Source organism: Streptomyces albireticuli (genome assembly GCF_002192455.1).
GTDB lineage: Bacteria > Actinomycetota > Actinomycetes > Streptomycetales > Streptomycetaceae > Streptomyces > Streptomyces albireticuli_B.
This window is the reverse complement of the sequence record NZ_CP021744.1, coordinates 120949-144163: the sequence shown is the minus strand read 5'-3', so window position 1 is coordinate 144163 and position 23215 is coordinate 120949. Positions and strand designations below refer to the sequence as shown.

The window sequence follows — 23215 nt, the reverse complement described above, 5'->3', positions numbered from 1 at the left end:
TTCACCCAGCGTTGCCGCGAGGTGCGTCCCACCGGAGTGCCTCCTGTCATGGCTTCATACCGCTGGCGAGGAGGTCCATGGTCCGGTTGACGAGCCCCAGCAGGTCTTGTTCTTGGCCGCTGGTCACCCACTGCCACAGGGTTTCGTCGACGGCGGCCATCACGGCCACGCAGATGACGCGGATCTCCAGCGAGTCGGCCTCGCGTCCGGCGCGTTCGGCCAGGACGGCGGCGAGCATGTCCGCGTCCCGTGCGGCCTGTTCGGCCGTTCGGCCCCGGATCACGGGCACCTCCCGCGCGAGACGTGTGCGCTGGACGAGTTCGGTGCGCTCGGTGGCCGCGAGGTGCCCCAGGACGTCGAGGACGACGTGCCGCAGGGATTCGAGCACCGGCTCGCCAGCCGGGCGAGCCCGCAGTCCGGCCTCCAGGAGCGGGTCCTGTTCGTCGGTGAGGACGATGTCCTCCTTGGTGGCGAAGTAGCGGAAGACCGTGCTGGGCGAGACCTCGGCAGCCTCGGCGATCTGCTCGACCGGGGTCGCGTCGTACCCCTGCTCGGCGAACAACCGGTAGGCGGCCCGGCGGATCGCCTGCCGGGTCTGGATCTTCTTCCGCTCGCGCAGCCCGAGCTGGGGCGTCTCGGGCTGCTGGGCGGCTGTCGTACGTGCGGAGGCCATGGACGTCATTGTTCGGTATTCCTCCGGGCGGGGGTGGGCAGGCGGGCGGCCACGAGCAGCGCGACGGCCAGAGCCGCGGTACCGCTCACCGTCAGGACGAGGCTCTGACCGTGCAGGAACGCGCTGTCGGCGCTGGCGGCCAGGTGCTCGGCGCCGAGACGTTCGGCGACGGCCTGGGCGGCGCCGACGGACTCCGCAGCCGCCCCGGCTTCGGCCGCGGGCAGGCCCCCGGGGTCCAGGCGTGCGGTGTACGCGCCGGCCAGCAGGCTGCCCAGCAGCGCCACACCGACCGCGCCGCCGAACTGCCGCACGGTGGTCAGCAGCCCGGAGCCGCTGCCCGCGCGCTCGCCGTGCAGGGAGCCCAGCGCCGTGCCCATGGCGGGCACGACAGCGGCGCCGATTCCCAGTCCGGCGACCGCCAGCCACAGCGCGGTGATCCCGTAGCCGTCCCCGGCGCCGGTGGTCGAGCCGAGGAAGGCGGCGGCGGACAGCGCGAGCAGCCCGCCGGTGATCACGGCGCGCGCTCCGAGGCGCGCGGTGATCGCCCCGGTGGCTTTGGAGGCGATCACCATCCCGGCCATCAGCGGCAGCATCCCCAGACCGGCGCCCAGCGTGTCGTAACCGAGGACGCCCTGGAGGTACTGGGGCAGCACGAACATCAGCCCGGCCAGGACGAGCGAGATCAAGGTGGCGGCCGCGGTGCTCCACAGAAAGGCGCGCTCACGCAGCAGGGACACATCGAGCATGGGCCGCGGCTGGCCGCGCCCCCGCCACACGAGGGCGGCCAACAGCGCCAACGAGGCCAGGAACGCGCCCGCGATCAGCGGACTGGCCCAGCCGCGAGCGGGCCCCTCGTTGAGCCCGAAGATCAGCGCGCCCAGGCCTGTGACCGTGAGCAGTGTGGACACGGCGTCGATGCGGGGCGAGGCCGGATCCCGGGTCTCAGGCAGCAGGAAGACGCAGGCGGCGATCCCTATGAGCACCAGCGGCACGTTGATGAAGAAGACCGAGCCCCACCAGAAGTGCTTCAGCAGCCAGCCGCCGACGAGCGGGCCGAGCGGCAGGCCCAGCGCGGAGACCGCGGAGATCGCGCCGAGCGCCCGGGTGCGCTCCTCAGGCGCGAACAGCGAGGGGAGCGCCGCCAGGGCCAGCGGCATGATCAGCGCGGCCCCGGCCCCCATGACCGTACGGGCGGCGATGACCAGCTCGGCGGTATGCGCCAGCGTTCCCAGCAGAGAGCCGGCCAGGAAGACGCCGAGGCCGCAGACGAGCATGCGGCGGCGGCCGAAACGGTCGCCCAGCAGTCCCGCCGGGAGCATCAGGGCGGCGAACACCACGATGTAACTGTTGGCGATCCATTGCAGCTGCCCGCTGCCGGCGCCCAGCTGGGCGGACATCGACGGGAGCGCCACGTTCAGGATCGTCGTGTCGAAGCTGAGCACCAGATTCGCGGCGACCAGGGCGACCAGGGCCCACCAACGCCGCGGATCAGCTCTCGCGGGCGTGGACACGGCCGACGGGGCGGACACCGGGCACGACAAGAGGCACCTCCAAGAAAGACGACACTCATATGAGTGTAGACCTTCATGTGAAAGTGAACTGTCAGTTTCTTGTTCGGTGGGCCTGTACGTCTCGTCCGCGGCCCTGAGGATGCCGACCCGGCCGCGACCGAATCAGGCGGCCCGGTCGAAGCCGGCGGCGGCCAGGTCCTGGCCGCGCAGCAGGGTGAAGCCGACGCCGAGTTTCGGGTCGTACGCCTCAGGGTGGATACCGAGCTCGTGCGTGCTGTACTCGCCGAACCTGTTGATGTGCTCGGGTCAGGTACGGCGAGATGTGGGCCAGGTCCTCCGGCTCGATCGTCCAGCCCTCTTCCAGCAGAGGCCCCGCTCGCCCCCGGCCCCGTGCGCCCATTCCTTCCATCTCGCCGGTCACGGCGGGGGTGCGTGACGAGTGCGGGGGCAGCGGATGCACCGCCCAGGACGCTGCCGAGCGACCGGCTCCGTGTCCGCGAGCAGATCCATATCCTCGGGCCGCCGTGTCTCCCGGGCTGCGGTGCTGGACGCGCTGCCCGTCCACGTGCCCGTGTCGGCTGTGGGGTGTTCAGCCGTCGGGGGTGGTATTGAGGGCGCCGCAGGACCAGCAGTCCCACTCGCTGGGCAGTCCCGCATCACGATGAGTCTGCTCCTGCTGATGACCGCGTGGCTGCTGCCAAAGCGTCAGTCCCCGCGGACACTACGTAAGGTGCTCTCCGGAGCCGCGGTCGCTGTGGCTGTGTTGCCGACGCTGCTGCTGATTCTGATCGCCGAGGCGATGGGCTGGAGAGTGCTGTGAGCAGGCTGAGCACAGAGGTGCCGTGCGCGGCCGGCGCGCGGCGTATCCGTCTGATCGTCGCCCGTGCCCACACATCGATGACGTCTTGGTCGGCAGGCCCGTGTGCCGGTGCGTCTCGCGCCAGGAAGCGCGGGACCGTCATGGGCGATCCGGGCTGGGGGTGTCCCCCGCCCCGTTCGCTGGAGACGGTGTCTGACCGTGCTCGAGACGTGTCTGCGCGAGGCGAACGGCCCGCCACCCGCAGGCCGCGCAGCCGCGTGAGAACCACAGGAAGACCCTCACCGGTCCGCCCGTCGAGAGCAGCTCAGGCTGCTGCCCTCACTGTGGCCGCCTAGTCGGTGTCCGTCGCTGCCGGCACGGCGATCCGGCTCCGGTCCAGGGGACGGCGGGATGAGACGAACTCCCCTCTGATCGTTGACTCGTGGTAATGCAGATCCCGGCCTCGATCTATGCGGCGGCTCTCTCCCACCACCCCGGGCCGGGGGAGAGCTGCTGAGCCGCCGGCCGGTCTTGGCCGGTCGGCGGCGAGGCAGGGCGTGGGGGCGAGGGGTCAGGGTGTGGTGGTGAGGGTGGGCCAGAGGGTGGTGGCGGTGAGGGGACGGGCCAGGCGGCGTGCCCAGTAGGTTTCGTCACCGTCTTCGTCGCGCCAGGACCACAGGCGGGTGGTGGCGAGGTGGAGCGGGTTGAGCTGCGTGATGCCGATGGCGCCGTGGAGTTGGTGGGCGATGCGGGCGATCTCGGCGGCCGAGGCGGAGGCCTGGGTCTTCGCGGCGGCGATGACGACGTGTGCGGCCGGGCCGCCGGGATCCAGCGGGGCGGCGGCCTGGACGGCGGTGCGGACCAGGGCGGTCTCCTCGATCAGCCGCGCTTCTTCCTGTTTGACGGCCTGGAATCGGCTGAGCGGACGGCCGAACTGGGTGCGGGCGGTGGTGTGGGCGACCGTCAGGTCGACGCAGCGTTCGGCAGCACCGGCGATCAGGGCGGAGCGGGCCAGGGCCGCGCGGAGCCGGGCCTCGTCGAGCAGTTCGGGGGAGATCCGGCGGACGTGGGAGGCGGGGATCTCCAGGGTGGCGAGGTGCAGGTCGTCGCGGGGTTCCTCGGCGAGGTTGGCACCGGGGGTGAGGCTGGCCTGGTCGGGGGTGAGGGTGAACAGGACGGGGCCAAAGGGGGCGGTGGCCAGGACGACCACGGCGGTGGCGGCGCGGGCCCAGGGGACGCGGCGCAGGGTGCCGGTGACCAGCAGGGTGTTGTCGTCACCCAGGCAGCCGGCCGAGCCGACGGGCGAGGGGGCCGGGTGGGCGTAGCGGATCGTCAGCTCGGGGGCGATGGTGTAGCTGAGCGGGCCGTCGGGGACGGGGAGGCCCGCGCGGCGCAGCAGGGGGCGGGCGACCAGGGCGGTCTCGGCGAGAGGGGCGGGGACGGAGCGGCGTCCTGCTTCCTGGGCAGCGGCGAGGAGTTGGGCGGTGGAGGCGCCGGGGGAGGGGAGGGCCACGGCATCGGGGGCGGTGGTGTTGGTGACGGTGGGGACGGCGCCCGCATCGGTGTAGAAGGCGGTGGTGTCGTAGGCGTCGGCGGAGATGACGGGGGCGTTGGTGTCGATCGTGTGGGTGTTCATCAGTGCTGCCGTGTGGGTGTTCATCAGTGCTGCTCCAGACCACGCGTGATGATGCCACGAAGGATTTCGTTGGTGCCGCCGCGCAGCGTGTAGCCGGGGCTGTGCAGCAGGGCGAAGGCGAGAAGTTCGGGGTGGCTGCCGGGTGTGGCGTGTGAGTCGGCCGGGGTCGGCAGGATGCTGCGGACGGTGTCGACCAGCGCGCCCTCCAGGCGGGTACCGAGGTCTTTGACCAGGGCGGCCTGGGTGTCGGGCGAGTGCCCGGCGTCCAGGGCCGCGGCCACGCCGAGGGACAGCTGACGAACACTGTGCAGACGGGCCGTCAGGATGCCTACCTGGACGAGCTGTTCTGCCGTGGCCGAGCGCTGCTCCAGTTCGCGGAGCAGGGAGACCAGCAGAGGGAAGGTGGACAGGTAGCGCTCCGGGCCGCTGCGTTCGAAGGCGAGTTCACCGGTGACCTGCTTCCAGCCGCTGCCCCGCTCCCCGAGCAGCATGCCGTCGGGGACGTCGACGCCTTCGAGGTGGACGGCGTTGAAGCGGTGCTCGCCGCTCATCAGGCGGATCGGCTCGATGCGTACGCCCGGCGCGCGCAGGTCGACGATGAACTGGCTGAGCCCCGCGTGCTTGTCCTCGGCGTCGTCGGTGCGGGCAAGGACGATGGCGTAGTCGTTGACGTGGGCGCCGCCGGTCCACATCTTGGTGCCGGTCAACCGCCAGCCATCGGCGGTACGTTCGGCGCGCGTGGCGACCGAGGCGAGGTCGGACCCGCTGTTCTTCTCGCTCATGCCGATGGAGAAGAAGCACTGCCCTGCGGCGATCCGGGGCAGGAAGAAACGGCGCTGCTCCTCGGTGCCGTGCTGGAGGATGGACGGGCCGGCCTGCCGGTCGGAGACCCAGTGGGCGCTGACCGGGGCTCCGGCGGCGAGCAGCTCCTCGATCACCACATAGCGGTCCAGGAAACCGCGGCCGGCGCCGCCGTACTCGGTGGGCAGGGCCATGCCGACCCAGCCGCGCTCGGCGCAGCGGCGGCTGAAGCCGGGGTCCCAGCCGGCCAGCCAGGAGTCGGGGCGGCCGAGCACGGTGCCGCGGGCGCGCTCCTCGTCGGCAAAGGCGCGGACCTCGGCGCGGAGCCTGCGGGCCGATTCGGGCAGGGCGACATCGGGGAACGCGATCGGTGAAAGCGTCGGGGTCGGTGAAAGCGTCGAAGGCGACATGGCTCATTCGCTCCCGGGTCGGTGAATTGATTGATGCATTTCTTTGCGTCACGGAGCTTCGTCACGGAGCTTCGTCACGGAAACCGATCAGCCCGTGGGGTGCAGCAAGGAAGGGTCGAAGCCGGCTTCGCGGAGCACCTCGTCGGTGTGCTGGCCGATGCCCGGGCAGGGTCGCAGCTCCGGCTCCGGGTCGGCCGAGTAGCGCACCGGGCGGCCGATGACCCGGTAGCGGCCCTCGGTGGGGTGTTCGGCCTCGTACAGCAGGCCGCCCTCTTGGGCGTAGGCGGTGGTGGCGGCGGAGGCAAGGTCGAGCACGGGGGCGGCGGCGATGCCCGCCCGGTCGCAAAACGTCTGCCACTCGGCGCTGGTGTGTCGCGGCGTCAGCTCCGCGAGCAGCGGATAGAACGCGTCGGCGTTGCGGGCCCGGTCGGGGCCGGTGGAGAAGCGCGGGTCGGCGGCCAGTTCGGGGCGGCCCACGAAGGCGGTGAAGTCCCGCCAGTTGCGGTCGCTGTGCGGCAGGATGCACATCCAGCCGTCGGCGGTGCGCAGGGCTCGGCGCTGCGGGCTGAGTGAGCGGGCCGAGCCGAAGGCTCCGTCGGCCTCCAGAGCGGCCGCTCCCAGGTGCTCGACCAGGTTGAAGGCGAGCATGGTGTCGGCCATCGGGACCTCGATGTGCTGTCCGGTGCCGCCGTGCTCCCGGTAGTGCAGTGCGGCCAGTACCGACTGGGCGATCTGCATGCCGCAGATCTTGTCGGCGAGGACGGTGGGAACGTAGTGCGGTTGGCCGGAGACCTGGTGGTTGAGCCAGACCAGGCCGCTGGCCGCCTGGATGATGTCGTCGTAGGCGGCGTGCGTGCCGTAACGGCTGTCGCTGCGGAAACCCTGGGCGTTGGCGTAGATCAGGCCGGGATTGACGGACGCGACGTCGTCGTAGCCCAGGCGGAGCTTCTCCAGGGCCTGCGGGCGCAGGTTGGTGATGAAGACGTCGGCGGTGCGCAGCAGGGCGAGCAGGGCGTCGCGGCCGTGCGGGGCCTTGAGGTCGATGGCGGCGCTGCGCTTGTTGCGGTTCAGGTTGAGTGCCGGGCCACCCATGCCAGGGTGGCGCCGCGGCGGGTAGTGGCGCGTCATGTCGCCCGTGGGCGGCTCGACCTTGATCACGTCCGCGCCCAGGTCACCGAGTTCCTTGGCGGCGTACGGGGCCATGATCACGCCGGCCAGTTCGATGACGCGGACTCCGGCGAGGAGTCCGCGGCCGGACGGGCCGCTCGGCTTCTCGGGCATCTTGCGGTGCCTCCTGGGGTATCGGGTGGGACGGGTGAACGGAGGTGCGGGGATCGCGGCAGTGCGGGTCCCGGAGAATCCGGAGAACCCGGAGAAGTGGCCTAGCGCCACTGGAGCGCGGCAGACCCGAGCGGGGAACGTCGGCCGGCCTGTGGGACCGTGCGTCCGCTGTACGCGAACGGTGTCGCCGGTTCGGTGAGCGGGCCGAAGTCGGTCTCGGCGGTCGACAGCGCGGCGAACGGCGTGCGCCCGGGCCGGGGCAGGTCGAGTACGTCCTCCCGTGCGAGGAGTCCGAGTTCCTGCACCCAGTGGCAGACCCCGGCCAAGGTCACGCGGATCCGCCAGGAGCCGCCCTCGGTCGCACGCCGGCGCAGGACCGTTGCCACGGCGGCGGCCCCGAGGTAGGCGGCGAGGTAGTCATTGAGCAGGTACGTCGGTGGCAGCGACGGCCGGTCGGTCCACTCCTCGATGGCGAATCCAGTTGCTGAGCAGGCGAGTTGGTCGAACCCGCCGCGTTGGCCCCAGGGCCCTTCGGCGCCCCAGGCGTGGTATTCGAGGGTGATGAGTCCGGGGCGGCGCCGGACGAGTTCCTCGGTCGACGCCCCGTACCGGGCAAGTCCCCGGTAGGCGTGCACGAAGACGTCCGCGTCCTGGAGCGCGTCCTGGAAGGCCGCACGGTCGTGGTCGTCGCGCAGGTCGCAGTAGGCATTGCGCTTGCCGCCGCCGGTCATGGCGATCATCGGGATCGGGTCGGGGCGGTCGGGGCGCGACAGGTGCAGCACGTCGGCGCCGAACTGGGCGAGGAGCCGCGCCGCGACGGGACCCGCGATGACATGGGTGAGATCGAGCACCCGTACGCCCGCGAGAGCCTCATCGGCCTCACCGATCGGCTCCAGCGGCCGGACCGGTCCGTCACCGACGCGTTCGATCTCGACGACCGGACGCTGGGCCACGTACCGCCCGGCGGCGTGCGCGAGCCACTCGTCGCGGGTGCGCACGACGCAGGCGGCGCCACCCCGCGCGCAGATGGCCTCCTCCAGTGTGAAGGCGTCCCAGTCGGCCGTGGCCTGCGCGATCCCCACCTTGTCGAGCCCGCACCTGAGCACGGAGCCGACCGCGTCCCGCAGATGCGGGTAGGTGGTGATGAGGAAGATCCACCGGCCGTCGCGTGCCCGGTAGAAGTCGTTGTTGCCGAGCAGCGTCGGATCGTCGAGCAGAGTGCCGATCGGGCGCCCGGAGAGCGTCGTGTGATACGTGGCCATGAGCTGGTCGATCGCGGCCCCGGCCTGCACCTGAACCCTCTGGTGCCGGTGGCCGCGCTGTTCGCCGAGCGCCGCCGTCTGCCGCCCGAAGACAGCGATCGCGGCGGACATGGCATCGGCGAGGCGGTGCACCGAGGGCACCAGGGGATCGGCTCCGACGACGGCGATGTCCTCGGCTCCCCGGGCCGGATCAGGGTCGCCGAGGGTGTGCAGCAGCCGGGAGAGCATCTCGCCGACAGAGGTCGGCGAGATCGTCTCGGTCGTGGTCAGCGTGTGCGAAGTCATGCCGGGATGCTCGTTCCCAGTGCTGCACGAACGCCCGGATTCACGGATATCCGTGAATCGATGCGGATGTCACGTCCGCCTCTCCTGGATGTGCGCGAGCAGCCGGGCCGCCGCCCGGTCCAGACTCAGCCGCTCCGAGCGGCCGCGACGCCGGTGCGTCAGAACGAGGGCGCCCGTGACGACGGGGCCGTCGGTGACGGGGATCGCGAGCGCGCTGACCTCGGGGTCGGCCAGACCCTCGCTGCGGCTGATGCGCGACGCGCGGATCGCGGGAAGAGCGCGGCGGAACTCCGCGACCGCCTCGGGGTCATGGCGGGCGAGCTCGTCGAGCAGCCCACGGCGCTCCGCCTCGTCGGTGAAGGCCAGCAGCAGCCGGCCCGCGGCGGTGCGCAGCAGCGGCCGGGCCATATGCTCGTCGGCGAGCGGCAGGAGGCGGGGGATCTCGTCCTCGCCGCCGCGCGCGAGGTGCACGGCGTCGAGCCCGACCCGCACCGTGAGCAGCACCGGGGTACCCGCGACGCGGCTCAGTTCGTTGAGCTCGGCCTGACTGATCTGCGGGACGACCCGGCCGGCGATGAGGTTGAGGACATGCGGGGCGGGCCCGAGCCTGAAGCGTCCGTGTTGTTCCAGCAGAAAGCCGGTCGCGGCAAGGCCGTTGACCAGATCCTGCACCGAGCTCGCCGGCGCCCCGACCGTCCGCGCCAACTCGGCCACGGTCACCCCGCCCGGCCCCCGCGCGGCGGCCTCCAGGATCCCTGCGACCCGGTCCACCGTACGGTGACGCCGCCGTCGGCCGTGCTCGCTCATCCCGCCCCACCTTGTGCTTCTCGTACGCCGCCGGCCACCAGCTTGTCCTTCTTGCTTGTACGCCGCCGGTCACCAGCGCCGACACAGCTCGTCGATCCTTTCCCGAACCACCCCGACGAGCAAGCCGTCCCCGGCCCCGCTGACGTCACAAGCCCGGCAGAAGAAGGTGGTTCACGCAAAGGCGGAAGGATCGTCTCCGGGTCGAAGCCGTCCGCCTTGGCGAGCTCATCGAGGTGATGGCACGTTGCGCGGTGGACGTCCCAGGCCCTGTCGAGTCCCTTGCCTCGAAACCCGCCGCCACACCCACACCGAGCACGGCGAACAGCCGCCCGCGAACCGATTCCTCACGCCTCCCCGTGCGCGCTGGCGCACACCTACGACCAGGTAATTGCGGTTGCCCTGAGCAACGTACCGGCCTCGCAGGCCCTGGAGTCGTACCTGAACCGCGTCGAGGCGGACGCCGGCAAAGGGACAAGATCCTGAGACAAGTCGCCGTGACCCCGGGATGAGACACACCGAGAACACGCAGACCGCCATCACGGAACGGGACATTCTAGTGGGGGGCCTACGCGTGCAGGCCGGCTACGAGGAGCTCGCCTCGCTCGTGAGCACCCTCTGGCCCGACCGCCACGAATCCGGCCCATCCCCCGGCGGGACCCTGGTGAAGATCCGCTGCATGCGCCGCACCCTCCACTTGTGGCCCGCAGACCAGGCCGCCGATGCCCACACCGCCACACCGCGCCTGCGCCTGGGCGCTACCCTCGCCACCGCTCGCCGGCACGACCTGAACCAGACCGGTCTCCAGCGCTGGCGGCAACGGGCCGTCGACGCGCTGGCGGGCGGGGCCAGGTCGCCGGGGGAATTCCGTCAGCCGACGACAGGGGGCACAGCCCAGGAAGTCGCGAACTCCCTGATGAACGCCCACGCGCCCGCGTGGTCTACGGCTCCGCCCGCGAGCGTCGGAGTCACATCGAATCTGTCGGCCATGCCGCCGACCCTATGTGCCCGCCTGCGTGGAGCGGGCCTCGCGCTCGCCCACCTCGGCGCCCTGACACGCGGCTCACCTCCGGTTGCGTGGAGCGGGCCCTTCGGGATCTGTGGTGTTGGGATGGTTTTGCTCTTTCGTTACTAGGTGCTGGGTGTGTGGGGTGGGTGTGCCGGTTCGGTGGTGTGTTGTGCTGAGGGAGAGTGTAGGAGGGGGTGGGTTGGGGGTGCCTGGGTACTGCTTTGTCTGTCCGGTCGGGTTTTTTGGTGGGGGGTGTGGGGGTTGGGTCGTGTGGTGGTGTGTCGTTGTTGGCGTGCCCGGGAATCGAGTCTTGACGGTTGGGTCGGCCTGGTAGTTGCTGCCTCGGGTCTCTGCTGGCTTCGGCCTTTGGTGTCTGGTGCGGTGGCACGTTTTCTCGGCTTTCGGCGCCCGACTGGCTGACCTCCGCTTGCGTGGAGCGGATGTACCGGTCTTGCCGGCCACGGCGGCTGTACTGCGGTTCACCTCCGCTTGCGTGGAGTGGGCGGTGTTGCGTTTGCGTCATGGTCGTGAGGTGTTGGCTGGCGTCCTTCTTTGTTTCTGGAGGGGAGTCTGGGTCCTTCGGTGCGGGGGTGCGTGGCGACGGGGGTCTCGGTCTCTCCGGGTCCTTGGTGGCCTGTCTGCGGGCCATCGGTGTGGGGTGGGCTTTGTTGCATGGCCGGGGTGTTCGTCATCGCGTACATGTGTCACTGGCATGTTTCGGGCCGCGTGGCGTGCTGTCGCTGTGGTTTGGTGAAGTCTGTGGGGGAGTGTGCTGGGGTGTTCGGGGGGGTGTTTGAGTGGGTGTGTCTTGACCTTGAGTGTGCTTGATGTTTGAGGGTTGGCGTTCATGACGCGTTTTCTTGATTTTGTTCGCCCTGCTGCTGGGGCGGTTTTGATGAGTGAGTGGCTCACCGGCACGGCTGAGCGTTCGCGTTTGGCCGCTGACGTGGTGGTGGACGGGTGGGAGGCGGCCCGGAGGCCTTCCGGGCGTCTGGCGCAGCATGTTTTCCTGTCCGCGGGTGGTGCCGGTCTTCTCTTTTACGCGCAGTGGGCCAGTGACGGGGATCACTTGGCGTGGGCCGGTGCTCATCGTGCCGGGGCCGTCAGCCGCGTCGACACGGTCGTGCCCGGCATCCGGCGTTCTGGTCTTGTCCGGACTCGTCTCATGCGCAGTGTGGTTCACGACGCGGAGGGGCCGGTTGGTCTCTTCGTGGTGAGTGCGATGGCGGTGGATGAGGTGGAAGCCGCCGTCGTGCCGGTGCCGGGCCTGCTCGGGGCGCATGTCCACCTGGCATCAGAGGGTGAGCGGGTGAGGGTCGTCACCGAATGGGCCGACGCTGCCTCTTATGAGGCCGTCATCACCGGTGGGGTCGGCTGCCAGCGGTACACGCTCTACCGTGCGTTCGAGGACGATCGCCGCTAGGTGCTGTGCCCGGGGCTGGTGGGCGTGCGTGTTCTCGGTGGTTGTGTCCTGGCCGGGGCGGCCGGCGGAGCGCCGGGCCCGGCTTCTTCTGGCTGGGTGCGGCGCTCCTGGTGTCTGGTGGTGGCGTCTTGGGAGGTCACGGCCGCGTGGAGGATGTCGGCGTGGTTGAACGTGAGCCGGGGTGGCGGGTCCGCTGTCGTGGTGGACAGCCCGCGGCTGCTCTCCATGATCTTGAGCTTGTCGCGGCTGGCCCGCGGCGCGCGGCCGGCCGCACCGTTCGCGGTGAAGGAGGGCTGGCGTTCCTCTGTCTCCAGATGGAGAGTGATCGTCTGCCGTGGCACGGCCCGTGCCGCCTTCTCGGAGTTGCTCTCCCATAGCAGCGCCTTCCCAGGCTGTCTGGGTCTCGGAGAGCACCTGGTGCACGAGCGCCACCTGGACGGAGGCCGGCTGGTGGGTGGGTGAGCTCTTCTCCTGGTACGGGCAGACCCGGTTGCTGGTTCTTCTGCCTGGTACTGGGCTGTTCCAGTTCTCCTTGCCGGGGGTGTGGGGTTCCGCCCGGCTGCTCTGGGCGGGTGTGTCGGGTGGCCCGGTTGCGGGTTGTGGGCTGGGCCCTGGGGCTGGGGGGAGGGGGCGGGGTGCCGGGCCGGGGGTGGGATACCGGCTTCGGTGGCTGGGGCTGGGGCTGGGGCTGGGGTGCCGGGCGGGCGCGGAGTGGTCGCGTGGAGGGGGTCTGGCCGCTGCGGGCCGGTGGCGGCTGGGGGAGGGTGGGCTCGCCGGGGCTGGTGGTCTGGGGTGCCGGGCTGGGCCGGAGCTGCCGTATGGCTGGGACCGGGTCTCCCTTCGGGCTGGTGGGGGCTGGGGGAGGGTGGGCTGGCCGGGGTTGGTGGCCAGGTGGTGCCCGGGTCGGTCCGGAGCTGCCGCGTGGCCGGGGCCGGGCCCCCGCGGGTCGTCGTACGGCTGGGGGCCTCCGGGGGGGGCGGGGGAAGTGGCGGGGCCGGCGGGGCCGGGGGTGGGGTCTTGGGCAGGGGTTTGGTTGCCTTCCGGGGCTGGGCCCCGGGGGGCAGGGCGGGGGGTGGCTGCTACTGGTGGCGGGGCTTGGTGGGTTGGTTGCTGGTTGCTGGTTGCTGGTTGCTGGGTGTGTGCGTTTGGTTGCGTGGGGTGGGTGGGGTGTGAGGTGGGGCATGGGGTGTGGGTCACGTACGAGTGCGGGTAGTGGCCCGGCCATCCCCGGTTCCGGACATTTCGGGTGTTTGGGTGGGTGGTGGGGGTGGGGGTCTACGGGGTGGGGTCGTAGGTCACACCTTTGCCAGGGGGTTCCGGCGCCGCTAACAATTACGGGGTCGCTGGGCGCCGTCGATCGAGACGCGGCGCTTTTTCCGCGCCGTTTCCGGGCCACTGCGACGTACGCGATTTGGAAGAGGTTCAGCTCAGTTATGCGCTCCACCATCTCCGGCTATACCCGTCTGCCCAAGGTTCATAAGCTTTCCGCCGCCGGCATCGCCGCGGCCGGCATCGCCGCTCTCGCTTTCGCCGCGGTTCCGGCGTCCGCCGATGAGCGGGCCCTGGACGTCAAGCCTGTCGCGTGGAGCACCACCGCCTCGGTCGCCGCCGAGGAGCAGGTGCGGGGTGAGCTGGCCCAGCGTGTGGCCGGTGCCGCCGCCCAGGCCAAGACCGACGCCGCTGCCGCGCGGAAGGCCGCCGCGGATGCCGTGGTGAAGGCGAAGGCGGAGAAGGAGCGCGCGGAGAAGGAGGCCGCGAGCCGGTCCGAGGACCGTAAGCCGGTCAAGGCCGCCCCCGCCCCGCTGCCCCCGCCACCCCGGCTGCTCCGGCTCCTGCTGCTCCGGTGAAGAAGGCTTACGCCGATAACCTGGACGGCTGGATCAACGAGGCGATCGATGTCCTGCGCGCCAAGGGCATTCCCGCTTCTTTTGAGGGCGTGAAGCGGAATATCATGCGTGAGTCGACGGGTAATCCCCGGGCGATCAACAACTGGGACTCCAACGCCGCGGCCGGTATTCCTTCGAAGGGTCTGCTGCAGATCATCGATCCGACGTTCAAGGCGTATCACGTCGAGGGCACGTCCTGGGACATCTACGACCCGGTCGCGAACATCGCCGCGTCCTGTAACTACGCGGCCGACAAGTACGGCTCGATGGACAACGTCAACTCCGCCTACTGAGAACCGGCCGGTCCTGGCCCGCACCCCCGCTGATACGGGCGGTGGCACCCCCGCGCAAAGGGGGTGCCACCGCCCGTTTCGCGTTCCCCGCCCGCCTTCCCGCCCCGCCCCGTCCCGGCCTGTCCGGGCCTGTCCGGGCCTGCCCCCGGCCTGTCCGGGCCCCGGTCCGTCACGGCCTGGTTTGATCCTGCTCCGGCTGTGCCCGGGCCGTGCCCGTCCGCAGTGCCCCGGTCCCCGCTGCATACCGGGCTGCCCGGCCGTGCCCCGGGCTGCCCGGCTCGGCTCGGTCCTGGCCGCGCCCGGTCCTGTCCCGCTGTGTCCCGGCCGCGTTCGGCCCGCCTGCGGGCGGTGTGCGTCGGGCGGGGCCCCGCCTTGATCGTGTTCTTTGGTCCGAGACTGGCAGAGGGGCGGGCGGTCTTGCCGGGATCCTTGTCTGCGGTCTGCGGTCTGCGGTCTGCGGTCTGCGGTCTGCGGTCTGCGGTCTGCGGTCTGCGGTCTGCGGTCTGCGGCAGTGTGGCCGGCGGGCCGGGACCGGATGCCTTCGCGTCCGTCTGCTCTCGTCTGGGGAGCGGCCCGGTGTGTGATCGGTCGCTGCCTGGGTCCGTCTTCAGTCGTCCGGGTTCTGGGCGGGGTATTGCCGGTCGGCGGCGTTCATCGCGGTGCCTGGTGCGGCAGTGGGGTGGAAGCAGTTGCCGTTGGCCCGCACTGTGATCGAGTTCCGCTGGTGGTCGATGTGGAAGGGCTCGTCTCCGCGTAGGTTCCGGGTCAGGTGCCGTCTTGTGCCGGTGAGTGGGTGACGATGACGCAGGTCTGCCCCGGCGGGGTCTGGCTGGTGTCTGCCCACGGTTCCACGGTCAGTTCCAGTGGTGCTTCACCGTCGTTCTTGACCAGCGGCCGTGCGGTTCCCCCAGCGGGCATCTTCAGTACCTCTCGTTTCCCCTGCGGGCGGTTTCGCGTGCGAGCACCGGTCCCAGGCAGGCGTCCCGATCCTCACACGCGGGAATCACGTGCTCCACGCGCCTGGACTCGTCCGGGCCGCCCGGTATCAGTACAGCGGGGACGGGTCGCTGCCCTTGGTGCCCGGGAGGGTCTTCCCCGCGCGGGCCGGGCAGTGTTCCGTCGCGGCAGGTGGGGTGTGGTCCCGGCGGGCTGCCGGGGACGGTGTGCGGTGTCCGGGTGGCGGTGTGGCCGCCATGGGATTCCCTGAGTGCGAACGCGAACGCGAACGCGAACGCGGAAGGGGGGGAGGGGGAGATGCGGGTGTTCGGCGGGGGCAGGCACGGGTGCATGGCATTGCCCCGCCGGGTGGTGCCGGCGGCTGTCCTACGGGTGGTGAGGTTCTGGTCCGGGTGGGGCTGTTGCGGTTTGCCGTTCGGCGGTGAGTTCGCCAGCGGCACCCCCGGCCCTGCCCGCTTTCCCGCCTCACCCGGTGCCGGACGGGCCCCGTTGGCCACCCGGCTCTTCTCCGGCCGGTGTGTGCCTTGCCCGGGGGGGCAGGTCCGGGCGGGTGGCCGAGGCCGGTCCGCGGGTGCCGGGTTCCGTGCGGGGCGAGGGACCGGTGCGGGGCGCAGGTACCGGGCCCAGATCTGGGCCTTGCGGTACGGGCCGGCACCGTCGCTGTCGTATTGCGGGGCGTCGAAGGTGACCCAGTACGCCCACTCGCCGTCGTGTGCGTACGGGTGCTCCACGGGCTCCGGGGCACCCATCGCGTCGATCGTCCCCAGGAACTCGTTCTGCCACGGCCCGTCCCACTGCGGATCACGGACCACCGCGACCCGGCTGCCTGCGGGCAACGCCTCCACAGGCCACTCCCGGAGCAGGGAACAGTCCTTGAGGAGTTCGACGGCCCGCCGGTCCCGCGAGGCCGGCGAGCGGGAAAAGGAGGAAACGCTCACGCACCCCAGCTTTCCCGTAAGGCCCCCTCATCGCCACAGGTTAAAGATCACGCCCGGGGCGGCCCGCGCCCCGGCCCCGGCCCCGTCCTGGTCCTGGCTGCGCCCGTTTGTCCCGCCTTGGCCCTGTCCTGGCTCTGCCCGTGCCCGGCCGTAGCCCCGCCCCGGTCCTGCCCTGCTCCGGTCAGACCCTGCCCCGCCTTGCCTTGCCCTGGCCTGGCCCCAGCCCCGGGGCCCGGTCGTGTTCCGGCCCCCGGGCCGCGCCGTGTTCACCGCCTGCCCGCTGTACGCCCCGCGGACCACCCCCCCGGCCGCCCGCGGGGGGGGAGGGAGGGAGGGGGAGGGGGGTGTGCCGTTTTGTGCCGCCGGGGGTGTCCCGGGGGTCTCCTGTCCTGCTCCGGGTTGCTCTGGCCGTGTCTGCCCTGCGCCCTTCTTCGGGCTGCCTGCCTGCGTGTCGTCCTGGTCCGTTCCGGCCGTCTGCCTGTTCATCGTCCTGGCAGTGGTGGGTTCACCTTGCCGTGGCGTAGGGGTGCGCTGATTGTGTGGAGGTAGGTGGCGACTTCGCGGTAGGAGGTCCAGAAGCCGGTCTCGTGGTAGGGGATGTTGTGTTGTGTGCAGTAGGTGCGGGTGAGCTGGCGGGCGCGGGGGAGGTTTTTGCGGGGCATGGAGGGGAAGAGGTGGTGTTCGATCTGGTAGTTCAGGCCTCCGTAGAGGAAGTCGGTCAGGGGGTTCGGGCGGATGTTGCGGGCGGTGAGGACCTGGCGTTCGAGCCAGCCGAGGGTTTCGGGGGTGCCGCCGCGGATGGTCATGCCTTTGTGGTTGGGGGCGAACAGCAGCCCGAAGTAGACGCCGAGGACAGCCTGCTGCACCACCAGGAACACCACCGCCAGGGCGGGTGACAGCAGGATGAAGACCGCCCCCAGGTACAGGGCCAGGCGGGCCAGGATCAGGGCGCTTTCCAGTACGGGCCGTCTGGGCAGGCCGCCGGCGATGGCTTTGACTGCGGTGCGCTGCATCTTGGCGGATTCCAGGACCAGCAGGACGAAGAACAGCACGCTCTGGTAGCGCACGATCAGGCGCTGGCCGCGGCGGCGGGCCGCGTACTGGGAGAGGTCGAAGATCGCGGTGCGCCGGCCGATGTCGGGGTCGAGTGCGAGGTGGTTGGGGTGGCTGTGGTGGCGGCTGTGGTGGTGGGTCCACCAGCCGAAGCTGACGCCGTTGACGAGATTGGCGTGGACGTAGCCGACGGCCGCCGACGCCCCTGTGCCGCGGAACATCGCCTTGTGGCCGGCGTCGTGCCACAGGAAGGAGCTCTGCGCCCCGCACAGCCCCATCCAGGCGGCGACCGGGATCTGCCACCAGGAGTCGCCCACCAGGAAGAACGCGGCCAGGCCCGCTGCCAGCAGGGTGGTGTTGAGGGTGAGGCGGCCCAGGTAGTAGGCGGGGCGCAGTTCCAGCAGGCCCTCGGCCTTCACCTGCTTGAGGAGTTCCGCGAACGTGGCGGAGGCCCCGGCCGGGGCCGGCAGGGCACACGCCGCGCCCGCGGGGCCGGCGGCGCCCGCGTGGCCGGCCGCGGGCACGGCGGCGGGCGTGGGCACGGGGCCGGCCGTGGGCATGGGGGTGGGCGTGGGCACGGGGGTGGTTGTGGTGGTGGGGCCGGTGTCGGTGGTGTGCTTGTGCGAGGGGTGCATACGGTGCTCTCCTTCGAGGCGCGGCCCGCCCGGCCCGTCCGGTGCCGCCGTGGGAGGGGCAGTCCGGCGACCCGCCCCCCGGGGCACCGGCCGCCGGCCGTCAGCCGGCGGGGTCCGGGGTCCGGGGTCCGGGCAGGCGCCCGGCCTGTGCGGGCACCGGGTCCGTGCCGGGGCCCCGGCCACCGGGAGACCGGCCACCGGCCGTCAGCCGTCGTCGGCCGTTGCTGGCCGGCTGCCGGGAGAGCGGTCACCGGGCTTCGGGTGCCAGGTGCCAGGTGCCAGGTGCCGGGCGTTCGGTGCCGGGTGTGGGGCGGGGTGTTGTGCCCAGCTTCCCCCGCCGTGCTGATGCGGTACTGATACGCACCTGACCGCCCATCCGCCCGTTCGCGCCTGCCGCCTGCCGCCTGCCGCCTGCCGCCTGCCGCCTGCCGCCTGCCGCCTGCCGCCTGCCGCCTGCCGCCTGCCGCCTGCCGCCTGCCGCCTGCCGCCTGCCGCCTGCCGCCTGCCGCCTGCCGCCTGCCGCCTGCCGCCTGCCGCCTGCCGCCTGCCGCCTGCCGCCTGCCGCCTGCCGCCTGCCGCCTGCCGCCTGCCTGCCGGGCCCGGGGCCTGGGCCTGGGGCCTGGGTCAGGTGGGTGGTGGCCCGGTGGTCAGGTGGGTGTCCAGTGCGCGGACGGTCTGGTCGGCCTCCCGTGCCGCTTCCGTGTCGTCCGGGTGCTCGATGATGCGCATCAGGCCTTCGACCAGTGCTTCTTGCAGGGCCTGTGTGGTCCTCTCGTGGGACGGTTCCATGGAGTCCCTTCCTTCGCGGCGGCGGTGGTCCGGGTGGTTCACAGGGCGTTGCAGGCGCGGAAGATGTGGGCGAAGGCGGCGGGGGAGGCCTGTCCGTCGAAGGCCACGTATTCGGGGATCCTCTCGCGTGCGGCCCATTTGTGTTTGTAGGCGAGCTGGGTGCGAGCCGGGTAGAGGGCCTGGCCCTGTTCCCACAGGTAGTGCATGAGCCACTGGAAGGCCGGGCTGTGGCCGGGGAGTTCCGCCCCTGCGTCCAGGCCGGTGAAGGGGGTGAAGCCGAAGTGCAGCCATCTGGTTCCTTCGCGGCGGAACACCTCGATCGCGTGGGCGTTGAGGGCTTCCATCAGGCCGGGGGAGCCGCCGGGGACGCGCCGGCTGAGGTCGTGGAGCCAGCCCTGGCGGGTGCCGTAGACGGGGGAGTAGGAGAGGTAGGCGACCGTCCGGCCCGCGATCGTGCCGGTGAACAGGCGCCGGTGCCGCTGTGCGCTGCCGCCGATCTCGCCGACGAGGAACTCCAGTTCCCTCGTGTGCGGGCCCTTGGCCCCCAGCCATGCCGCGTCGACGGCGCGCAGCGCCTCGTAGGAGTGCTCGGGCCGGTGCGCTTCCTGGATCACCAGGTCGTTGCGCAGGGCGCGGGAGATCTTGTTGCGCAGCTGCATGAAGGCGGTGCCGCGCAGGGTGAAGTCGTCCAGGGGCAGGGCCCAGGACGCGCCGATCTGGTTGACGGTGAAGCCGTGGCGGGCGTAGGCGAGGGCGTCGGTGTGCTGGAGCTGCACGCCGACCAGGCCCAGGCCCTCGCGCCGGGCGTGGGCGCGGAAGGCGTCGAGGAGGAGGGTGTAGGTGTGCTCGGGGGCGAACGGGCCGCCGAACTGCACGAGGTAGCGGCCGGCGGGGCGGTAGACGATGACGCCGTCGGTACGGGGGAGGGTGAAGGTGTGGTTGCCGCGGTTGAGGGCGAGGAAGGCGCTGGGGTTGTCCGCGCCGGTGTACCGGGTGATGGCCTGGAGGATCTGCGCTCCGGTAGCGGTAGCGGTGGCGGACAACGTCGGGCCCCCTCCTGCTGGTGATGCCTGATCCCTTGCCGGTGATGCCTGCTCCCTGCCGGTGGTGCCTGCTCCCTGCCGGTGGTGCGGGCTCCTTGCCGGTGGTGCGGGCTCCTTGCCGGTGGTGCGGGCTCCTTGCCGGTGGTGCGGGCTCCTTGCCGGTGGCGCGTGCTTCCTGCCGCTGGTGGTGGTGCGTGGCGACGACTTGAGTAGAGCACCGTGCCTGCCGTGCCGGAAAGGGGAATGCGGGCAATGGCGGGGGTGTCAGGCGGGTGTCAGGTGCGTATCAGCGGGGGCTGTCACTGTGGTCGGGCGAGCGGCCCGCCGCGGGCGGGGCGGTTCGCCGGGAGAGGTGCCCGGAGTGGCTTATCGGGGACCGCGGTGCGCGGTCGGGCCCAGGCCCGCGCAGGTTCGAATCCTGCCCTCTCCGCCCCCGCACCCCCTGCCCCACACCCTCTGCCCCGCGGCCTTGGCCCGTACCCCCGGCTTGCGGGCCCGGCCTCACGCCTTCCGCCTGTCCCGGTGCCCCTCGTTCCCGCGGAGCACTCTTGGGGCCAAGGGGGTCCTGTCTACGGTCATGGGCCCGCGGGATTCCGCGCCCCCCCGGCTACGCCCGCCCCGCCCGGCTCCCCTTCTTCTGGCTTCCCGGGGGCCTGTGTCCTTCTTCTCCTTTTTCGCTTCCGTGGCGGGTGTTCAGGACCGGTCCGCGGCGGGTGTGGGGTTGCCGAGGGCGCGGTGGGCGAGTTCGAGGACGCTGCGGGTGATGCGGGGGGTGTCGAGAGGGGAGGGGCGGTTGATGAGGTCGTCCAGGAGGCCGTCGGCCGCGTGGTAGATCATGCGGAACGTCCAGTCGGGGTCCTGGCAGGTGAAGGCGCCGGCGTGGGCTCCGCGGGTGACGAAGGCGGACATGAGGTCGATGACGCGGGCGTTGCTCGCCTTGCACAGTTCCAGGGCTCTGGCGTTGGCGGAGCCGTAGACGATGCGGTGCAGGGCGGCGTGGTCGGCGGCGTGGCGGATGAGAGCGGTCAGGAGGCGGTCGACGGCCGGCCACCAGGCGCCGGTGGTATCCGCGTCCGTTTCCTCAAGGATGCGTTCGGTGGTGGCGACGAAGGTGTCGACGTACTCCTCCCACAGGGCGCCCAGCAGGTGGTCCTTGGTCTCGAAGTGCAGGTAGAAGGTGCCCTTGGCGATCTGTGCGGCGGTGGTGATGTCGCTGATGCGGGCGTCGGTGAAGCCGGTGGCGGCGAAGACCTCGGCGCCGGCCCGCAGGATGTCGGCCCTGCGGTCCTGGGGGCTCTTGGCCACGCGTTTGCGCCGTGCGGGTGCCGCTTCGGTGGTGGGGGTGGTGGCCATCTGCGCGCGCCTGCCCTTTCGTCGCCTCTTCTCCGGGTGGCCGGGGGGTCGCCCGTTTGCGTGCGGGGTCCCGGCCGCACCCAATCTACCTGACTGACCGCCAGTCAGTGGTTGACTGACCGGCGGTCAGTCGATACTTTCGGGTAGCCGCCGGCACCCCACCCCTCTCCCATGGCCTATCCATCAACTTCCCTTCCGTCAGGGGTGTTTGGCTCCGTTTCCCGTTCGGCCCGGCTTGTCCCTGCTCCTGCTCCTGCTCCTGCTTCTGCTTCTGGTGCTGTTTTTGTCGTCCGTGAACGCGGGGGACGGCAAACGCACCCCACCGCCCGCCGGACAGTGCGCACCCCCGGCACCGCCTGACGCCCGCTCCGGCCCGTACCGGCCACGGGTGCTTGTGCCGTCCCCGCCGGCCGTCCCCGCTGTCTGCACCCGCGCCCTGACCCCCGCCCCCTTTCCGGCCTCTCCGGCCTCCCGTCCCCGTGTGTTTCTCCCGTGTGCCCTTTTCCGTCTGTTGGAGTTTCTCTGTGGACAGCACCGCTCTCGCCCGCGCTTACCGTTCCCTCCTGGACGCCGCGCAGGCCCTCACCGCCGCCGTGCCTGTTCTGGGGGCGGAGGACCGGGCCACTGCCGACTGGACGCTGGGGCATATCGCCCTGAGCGACGGCATGCTGGCCGCTGTCGCCCGGGACGTCCTGGCCGGCCGGCCCGCCCGTATCGACAACACCGCGGCCATGGAACCCGCCGCTCTCGCCCGTCTCACCGCCACCACCTCTCATGCCGGGCGGGTCGCTCTCGTACGCCGTCATGCCGGTGAACTGCTGGGCCTGGTGGAGGCCCTCTCCCCGCACCAGGCGGCGGCTTTGATCCAAGCCCGCCTGGTCGACCGGACCGGCCGCCAGGTCTTCGACGGCCGTCTGGCCTGGGAGGAGGTGGTGCGCATGCGGGCCGAGGAGCATCTGCCCGGCCACGCCGCCACGCTCGCCGCCCTCCATCCCGCCGCCGGCCGGGCCTGAAGGGGAGGGCCCTGGGGGCGGGGGTCAGGCGGGGGCGAGGACGAGGACGGCGTTCTGGCCGCCGAAGCCGCTGGAGTTGCTCAGGATCACCCCGCCCGGTGCCGGGGTGGGGCGGGAGGCGACGTCGATGTCCATCCTCGGGTCGAGGGATGTGAGGTTCGCCGTGGGCGGCACCAGGCGCTGCTCGGCGGTCAGGACGGCGAAGACCGCTTCCACGGCCCCCGCCGCGCCCAGCAGGTGCCCGGTGACCCCTTTGGTAGAGGTCACCAGCGGACGGCCCGTCAGCACCCGGTGGATCACCCGCGCCTCGGCCAGATCGTTGAGGGGGGTGGAGGTGCCGTGCGCGTTGACGTGCCCGACCTCACCCGGCGAGAGCCCGGCATCGGCGAGCGCCGCGCGGATGGCGGCCTCCAGGCCCCGGCCTTCAGGGTGGGGAGAGGTCAGGTGGTGGGCGTCGGCGGAGGCCCCGTAACCCACGATCCGCCCCCGCACCCGCGCCCCGCGCGCCCGGGCGTCGGCGGCCCGCTCCAGGACCAGGATGCCCGCGCCCTCCCCGGCCACGAACCCGTCCCGGCCCGCATCGAAGGGCCGCGACGCACCCTGGGGGTCCTCCTCACGCTGCGAGAGCGCCCCCATCTGCGCGAAGCCGGCCATCACCAGCGGGGTGAGCATCGCCTCGCTCCCGCCCGTCAGCACGATGTCGCACCGGTCCAGGGCGAGCAGGTCACGCGCGGTGCCCACCGCGCTCGCCCCCGACGCGCACGCGGTGGCCACCACCAGGTTCGGGCCCCGCGCCCCGAACTCCAGGGCGGCCTGCCCGGCCAGCATGTTCGGCAGCTGCCTCGGCAGCAGCAACGGCGACACACGCGCCGGGCCCTCACCGAGCAGCACCCGGTGCTGCTCCTCCACGGTGATAGGCCCGCCGTCCGCGCAGCCCAGCACGACACCCACCCGCCCGCCGTCCCAGGTCGCCGGGTCCAGACCGGCGTCCGCGACCGCTTCCCGGGCGGCGACCAGCGCGAACTGCACGAAAGGGTCCAGACGATGGGCGCGGCGCGCCCCCAGCAGAGCGGCGGCGTCGAAGCCCGGCACCCGGCAGGAGATCCGTACACGGTGGTGCGCCAGGAGCGGGTCCCAGGCCGCCGCCGGCCGGGCCTCGGTCACCGCCCGCCAGCTGGGTCCGACACCGATCCCGCCCGGGGTGACCAGGCCCAGCCCGGTGACCGCGACCTCGGCAGCGTTCCTCACAGCGCCGCACCCCGTACCCGTGCCCGTGTCCGCATCCGCACCGATACCCGCACCCGCGCTCGTACCCGTGTTCGCGGCTGCGTCCGTGCACGTGCCCGTACCCGCATCCGCGC

Annotated in this window: 17 protein-coding genes, 1 tRNA gene and 1 pseudogene; 5 read left to right on the top strand and 14 right to left on the bottom strand. The window is 71.8% G+C overall.

What is annotated here, in order from left to right:
- Positions 1-46 precede the first annotated feature (46 nt).
- On the bottom strand, positions 47-682 hold the full coding sequence (locus tag SMD11_RS00690) for a TetR/AcrR family transcriptional regulator (protein WP_087924528.1): 636 nt from the start codon (positions 680-682) through the stop codon (positions 47-49).
- Complete coding sequence (locus SMD11_RS00685) at positions 679-2184, bottom strand: MFS transporter (protein WP_087930208.1); 1506 nt, start codon at positions 2182-2184, stop codon at positions 679-681. The genes SMD11_RS00690 and SMD11_RS00685 overlap by 4 nt, the downstream gene beginning before the upstream one ends.
- Before the next feature lie 679 nt (positions 2185-2863).
- Between SMD11_RS00685 and SMD11_RS35215 the strand changes: the two genes are divergently transcribed.
- The gene (locus tag SMD11_RS35215) at positions 2864-3004 is read left to right on the top strand and encodes a hypothetical protein (protein ID WP_159395159.1); all 141 of its coding nucleotides are present in this window, start codon (positions 2864-2866) and stop codon (positions 3002-3004) included.
- A gap of 550 nt (positions 3005-3554) precedes the next feature.
- Here the strand turns inward: SMD11_RS35215 and SMD11_RS00675 are convergent.
- From SMD11_RS00675 to SMD11_RS00655, 5 genes are all read right to left on the bottom strand, one after another.
- Positions 3555-4643 carry an acyl-CoA dehydrogenase family protein gene (locus SMD11_RS00675; RefSeq protein ID WP_087924527.1) on the bottom strand — a complete coding sequence of 363 codons (1089 nt, stop codon included), beginning with the start codon at positions 4641-4643 and terminating at the stop codon, positions 3555-3557.
- The gene (locus SMD11_RS00670; RefSeq protein WP_087924526.1) at positions 4643-5830 is read right to left on the bottom strand and encodes an acyl-CoA dehydrogenase family protein; all 1188 of its coding nucleotides are present in this window, start codon (positions 5828-5830) and stop codon (positions 4643-4645) included. The genes SMD11_RS00675 and SMD11_RS00670 overlap by 1 nt, the downstream gene beginning before the upstream one ends.
- Positions 5831-5917: 87 nt before the next feature.
- A complete protein-coding gene (locus tag SMD11_RS00665) occupies positions 5918-7111 on the bottom strand; it encodes a CaiB/BaiF CoA transferase family protein (RefSeq protein WP_087924525.1) in 1194 nt (397 codons plus the stop codon).
- Positions 7112-7212: 101 nt separating this feature from the next.
- Entirely contained in the window at positions 7213-8658 is a 1446-nt protein-coding gene (locus tag SMD11_RS00660; RefSeq protein ID WP_087924524.1) for a CoA transferase, read from the bottom strand.
- A 69-nt stretch (positions 8659-8727) separates the two neighbouring features.
- On the bottom strand, positions 8728-9465 hold the full coding sequence (locus SMD11_RS00655) for a helix-turn-helix domain-containing protein (protein ID WP_087924523.1): 738 nt from the start codon (positions 9463-9465) through the stop codon (positions 8728-8730).
- 1853 nt (positions 9466-11318) lie between these two features.
- Between SMD11_RS00655 and SMD11_RS00645 the strand changes: the two genes are divergently transcribed.
- Positions 11319-11894 (top strand): antibiotic biosynthesis monooxygenase, encoded by a 576-nt coding sequence (locus SMD11_RS00645; protein WP_087924521.1) that lies wholly within the window; start codon positions 11319-11321, stop codon positions 11892-11894.
- Here the strand turns inward: SMD11_RS00645 and SMD11_RS35210 are convergent.
- The gene (locus tag SMD11_RS35210; RefSeq protein WP_159395158.1) at positions 11891-12235 is read right to left on the bottom strand and encodes a hypothetical protein; all 345 of its coding nucleotides are present in this window, start codon (positions 12233-12235) and stop codon (positions 11891-11893) included. The genes SMD11_RS00645 and SMD11_RS35210 overlap by 4 nt on opposite strands.
- Before the next feature lie 1092 nt (positions 12236-13327).
- Here SMD11_RS35210 and SMD11_RS37170 point away from each other — a divergent pair.
- Positions 13328-14073 (top strand): annotated as a pseudogene (locus SMD11_RS37170) (transglycosylase SLT domain-containing protein).
- A 765-nt stretch (positions 14074-14838) separates the two neighbouring features.
- Here SMD11_RS37170 and SMD11_RS36095 read toward each other — a convergent pair.
- From SMD11_RS36095 to SMD11_RS00610, 4 genes are all read right to left on the bottom strand, one after another.
- Positions 14839-14991: a hypothetical protein gene (locus SMD11_RS36095; RefSeq protein ID WP_234365824.1), complete on the bottom strand. Its 153-nt coding sequence runs from the start codon at positions 14989-14991 to the stop codon at positions 14839-14841.
- Between the two features lie 1459 nt (positions 14992-16450).
- Complete coding sequence (locus SMD11_RS00615; RefSeq protein ID WP_234365823.1) at positions 16451-17656, bottom strand: fatty acid desaturase family protein; 1206 nt, start codon at positions 17654-17656, stop codon at positions 16451-16453.
- Positions 17657-18280: 624 nt separating this feature from the next.
- The gene (locus SMD11_RS35205) at positions 18281-18445 is read right to left on the bottom strand and encodes a hypothetical protein (protein ID WP_159395157.1); all 165 of its coding nucleotides are present in this window, start codon (positions 18443-18445) and stop codon (positions 18281-18283) included.
- A 38-nt stretch (positions 18446-18483) separates the two neighbouring features.
- Positions 18484-19488 carry a bifunctional lysylphosphatidylglycerol flippase/synthetase MprF gene (locus tag SMD11_RS00610; protein WP_087924517.1) on the bottom strand — a complete coding sequence of 335 codons (1005 nt, stop codon included), beginning with the start codon at positions 19486-19488 and terminating at the stop codon, positions 18484-18486.
- A 346-nt stretch (positions 19489-19834) separates the two neighbouring features.
- Between SMD11_RS00610 and SMD11_RS35200 the strand changes: the two genes are divergently transcribed.
- Positions 19835-19918: transfer RNA gene (locus SMD11_RS35200), tRNA-His, on the top strand.
- 263 nt (positions 19919-20181) lie between these two features.
- On the opposite strand, the gene SMD11_RS00605 is transcribed toward SMD11_RS35200, so the two are convergent.
- Complete coding sequence (locus SMD11_RS00605; protein WP_087924516.1) at positions 20182-20841, bottom strand: TetR/AcrR family transcriptional regulator; 660 nt, start codon at positions 20839-20841, stop codon at positions 20182-20184.
- A 524-nt stretch (positions 20842-21365) separates the two neighbouring features.
- Between SMD11_RS00605 and SMD11_RS00600 the strand changes: the two genes are divergently transcribed.
- Positions 21366-21854, top strand: a complete 489-nt coding sequence (locus SMD11_RS00600) for a hypothetical protein (RefSeq protein ID WP_087924515.1) — start codon at positions 21366-21368, stop codon at positions 21852-21854.
- 24 nt (positions 21855-21878) lie between these two features.
- Here SMD11_RS00600 and SMD11_RS00595 read toward each other — a convergent pair whose 3' ends face one another.
- Positions 21879-23102: a beta-ketoacyl-[acyl-carrier-protein] synthase family protein gene (locus tag SMD11_RS00595; RefSeq protein WP_087924514.1), complete on the bottom strand. Its 1224-nt coding sequence runs from the start codon at positions 23100-23102 to the stop codon at positions 21879-21881.
- Between the last annotated feature and the right edge of the window lie 113 nt (positions 23103-23215).

Coding starts and splice junctions, on each gene's coding strand:
- SMD11_RS00690 (WP_087924528.1), bottom strand. CDS start 682: ATGACGTCCATGGCCTCCGCACGTACGACAGCCGCCCAGCAGCCCGAG.
- SMD11_RS35215 (WP_159395159.1), top strand. CDS start 2,864: ATGACCGCGTGGCTGCTGCCAAAGCGTCAGTCCCCGCGGACACTACGT.
- SMD11_RS00675 (WP_087924527.1), bottom strand. CDS start 4,643: ATGAACACCCACACGGCAGCACTGATGAACACCCACACGATCGACACC.
- SMD11_RS00670 (WP_087924526.1), bottom strand. CDS start 5,830: ATGTCGCCTTCGACGCTTTCACCGACCCCGACGCTTTCACCGATCGCG.
- SMD11_RS00665 (WP_087924525.1), bottom strand. CDS start 7,111: ATGCCCGAGAAGCCGAGCGGCCCGTCCGGCCGCGGACTCCTCGCCGGA.
- SMD11_RS00660 (WP_087924524.1), bottom strand. CDS start 8,658: ATGACTTCGCACACGCTGACCACGACCGAGACGATCTCGCCGACCTCT.
- SMD11_RS00655 (WP_087924523.1), bottom strand. CDS start 9,465: ATGAGCGAGCACGGCCGACGGCGGCGTCACCGTACGGTGGACCGGGTC.
- SMD11_RS00645 (WP_087924521.1), top strand. CDS start 11,319: ATGACGCGTTTTCTTGATTTTGTTCGCCCTGCTGCTGGGGCGGTTTTG.
- SMD11_RS36095 (WP_234365824.1), bottom strand. CDS start 14,991: ATGCCCGCTGGGGGAACCGCACGGCCGCTGGTCAAGAACGACGGTGAA.
- SMD11_RS00615 (WP_234365823.1), bottom strand. CDS start 17,656: ATGCACCCCTCGCACAAGCACACCACCGACACCGGCCCCACCACCACA.
- SMD11_RS35205 (WP_159395157.1), bottom strand. CDS start 18,445: ATGGAACCGTCCCACGAGAGGACCACACAGGCCCTGCAAGAAGCACTG.
- SMD11_RS00605 (WP_087924516.1), bottom strand. CDS start 20,841: ATGGCCACCACCCCCACCACCGAAGCGGCACCCGCACGGCGCAAACGC.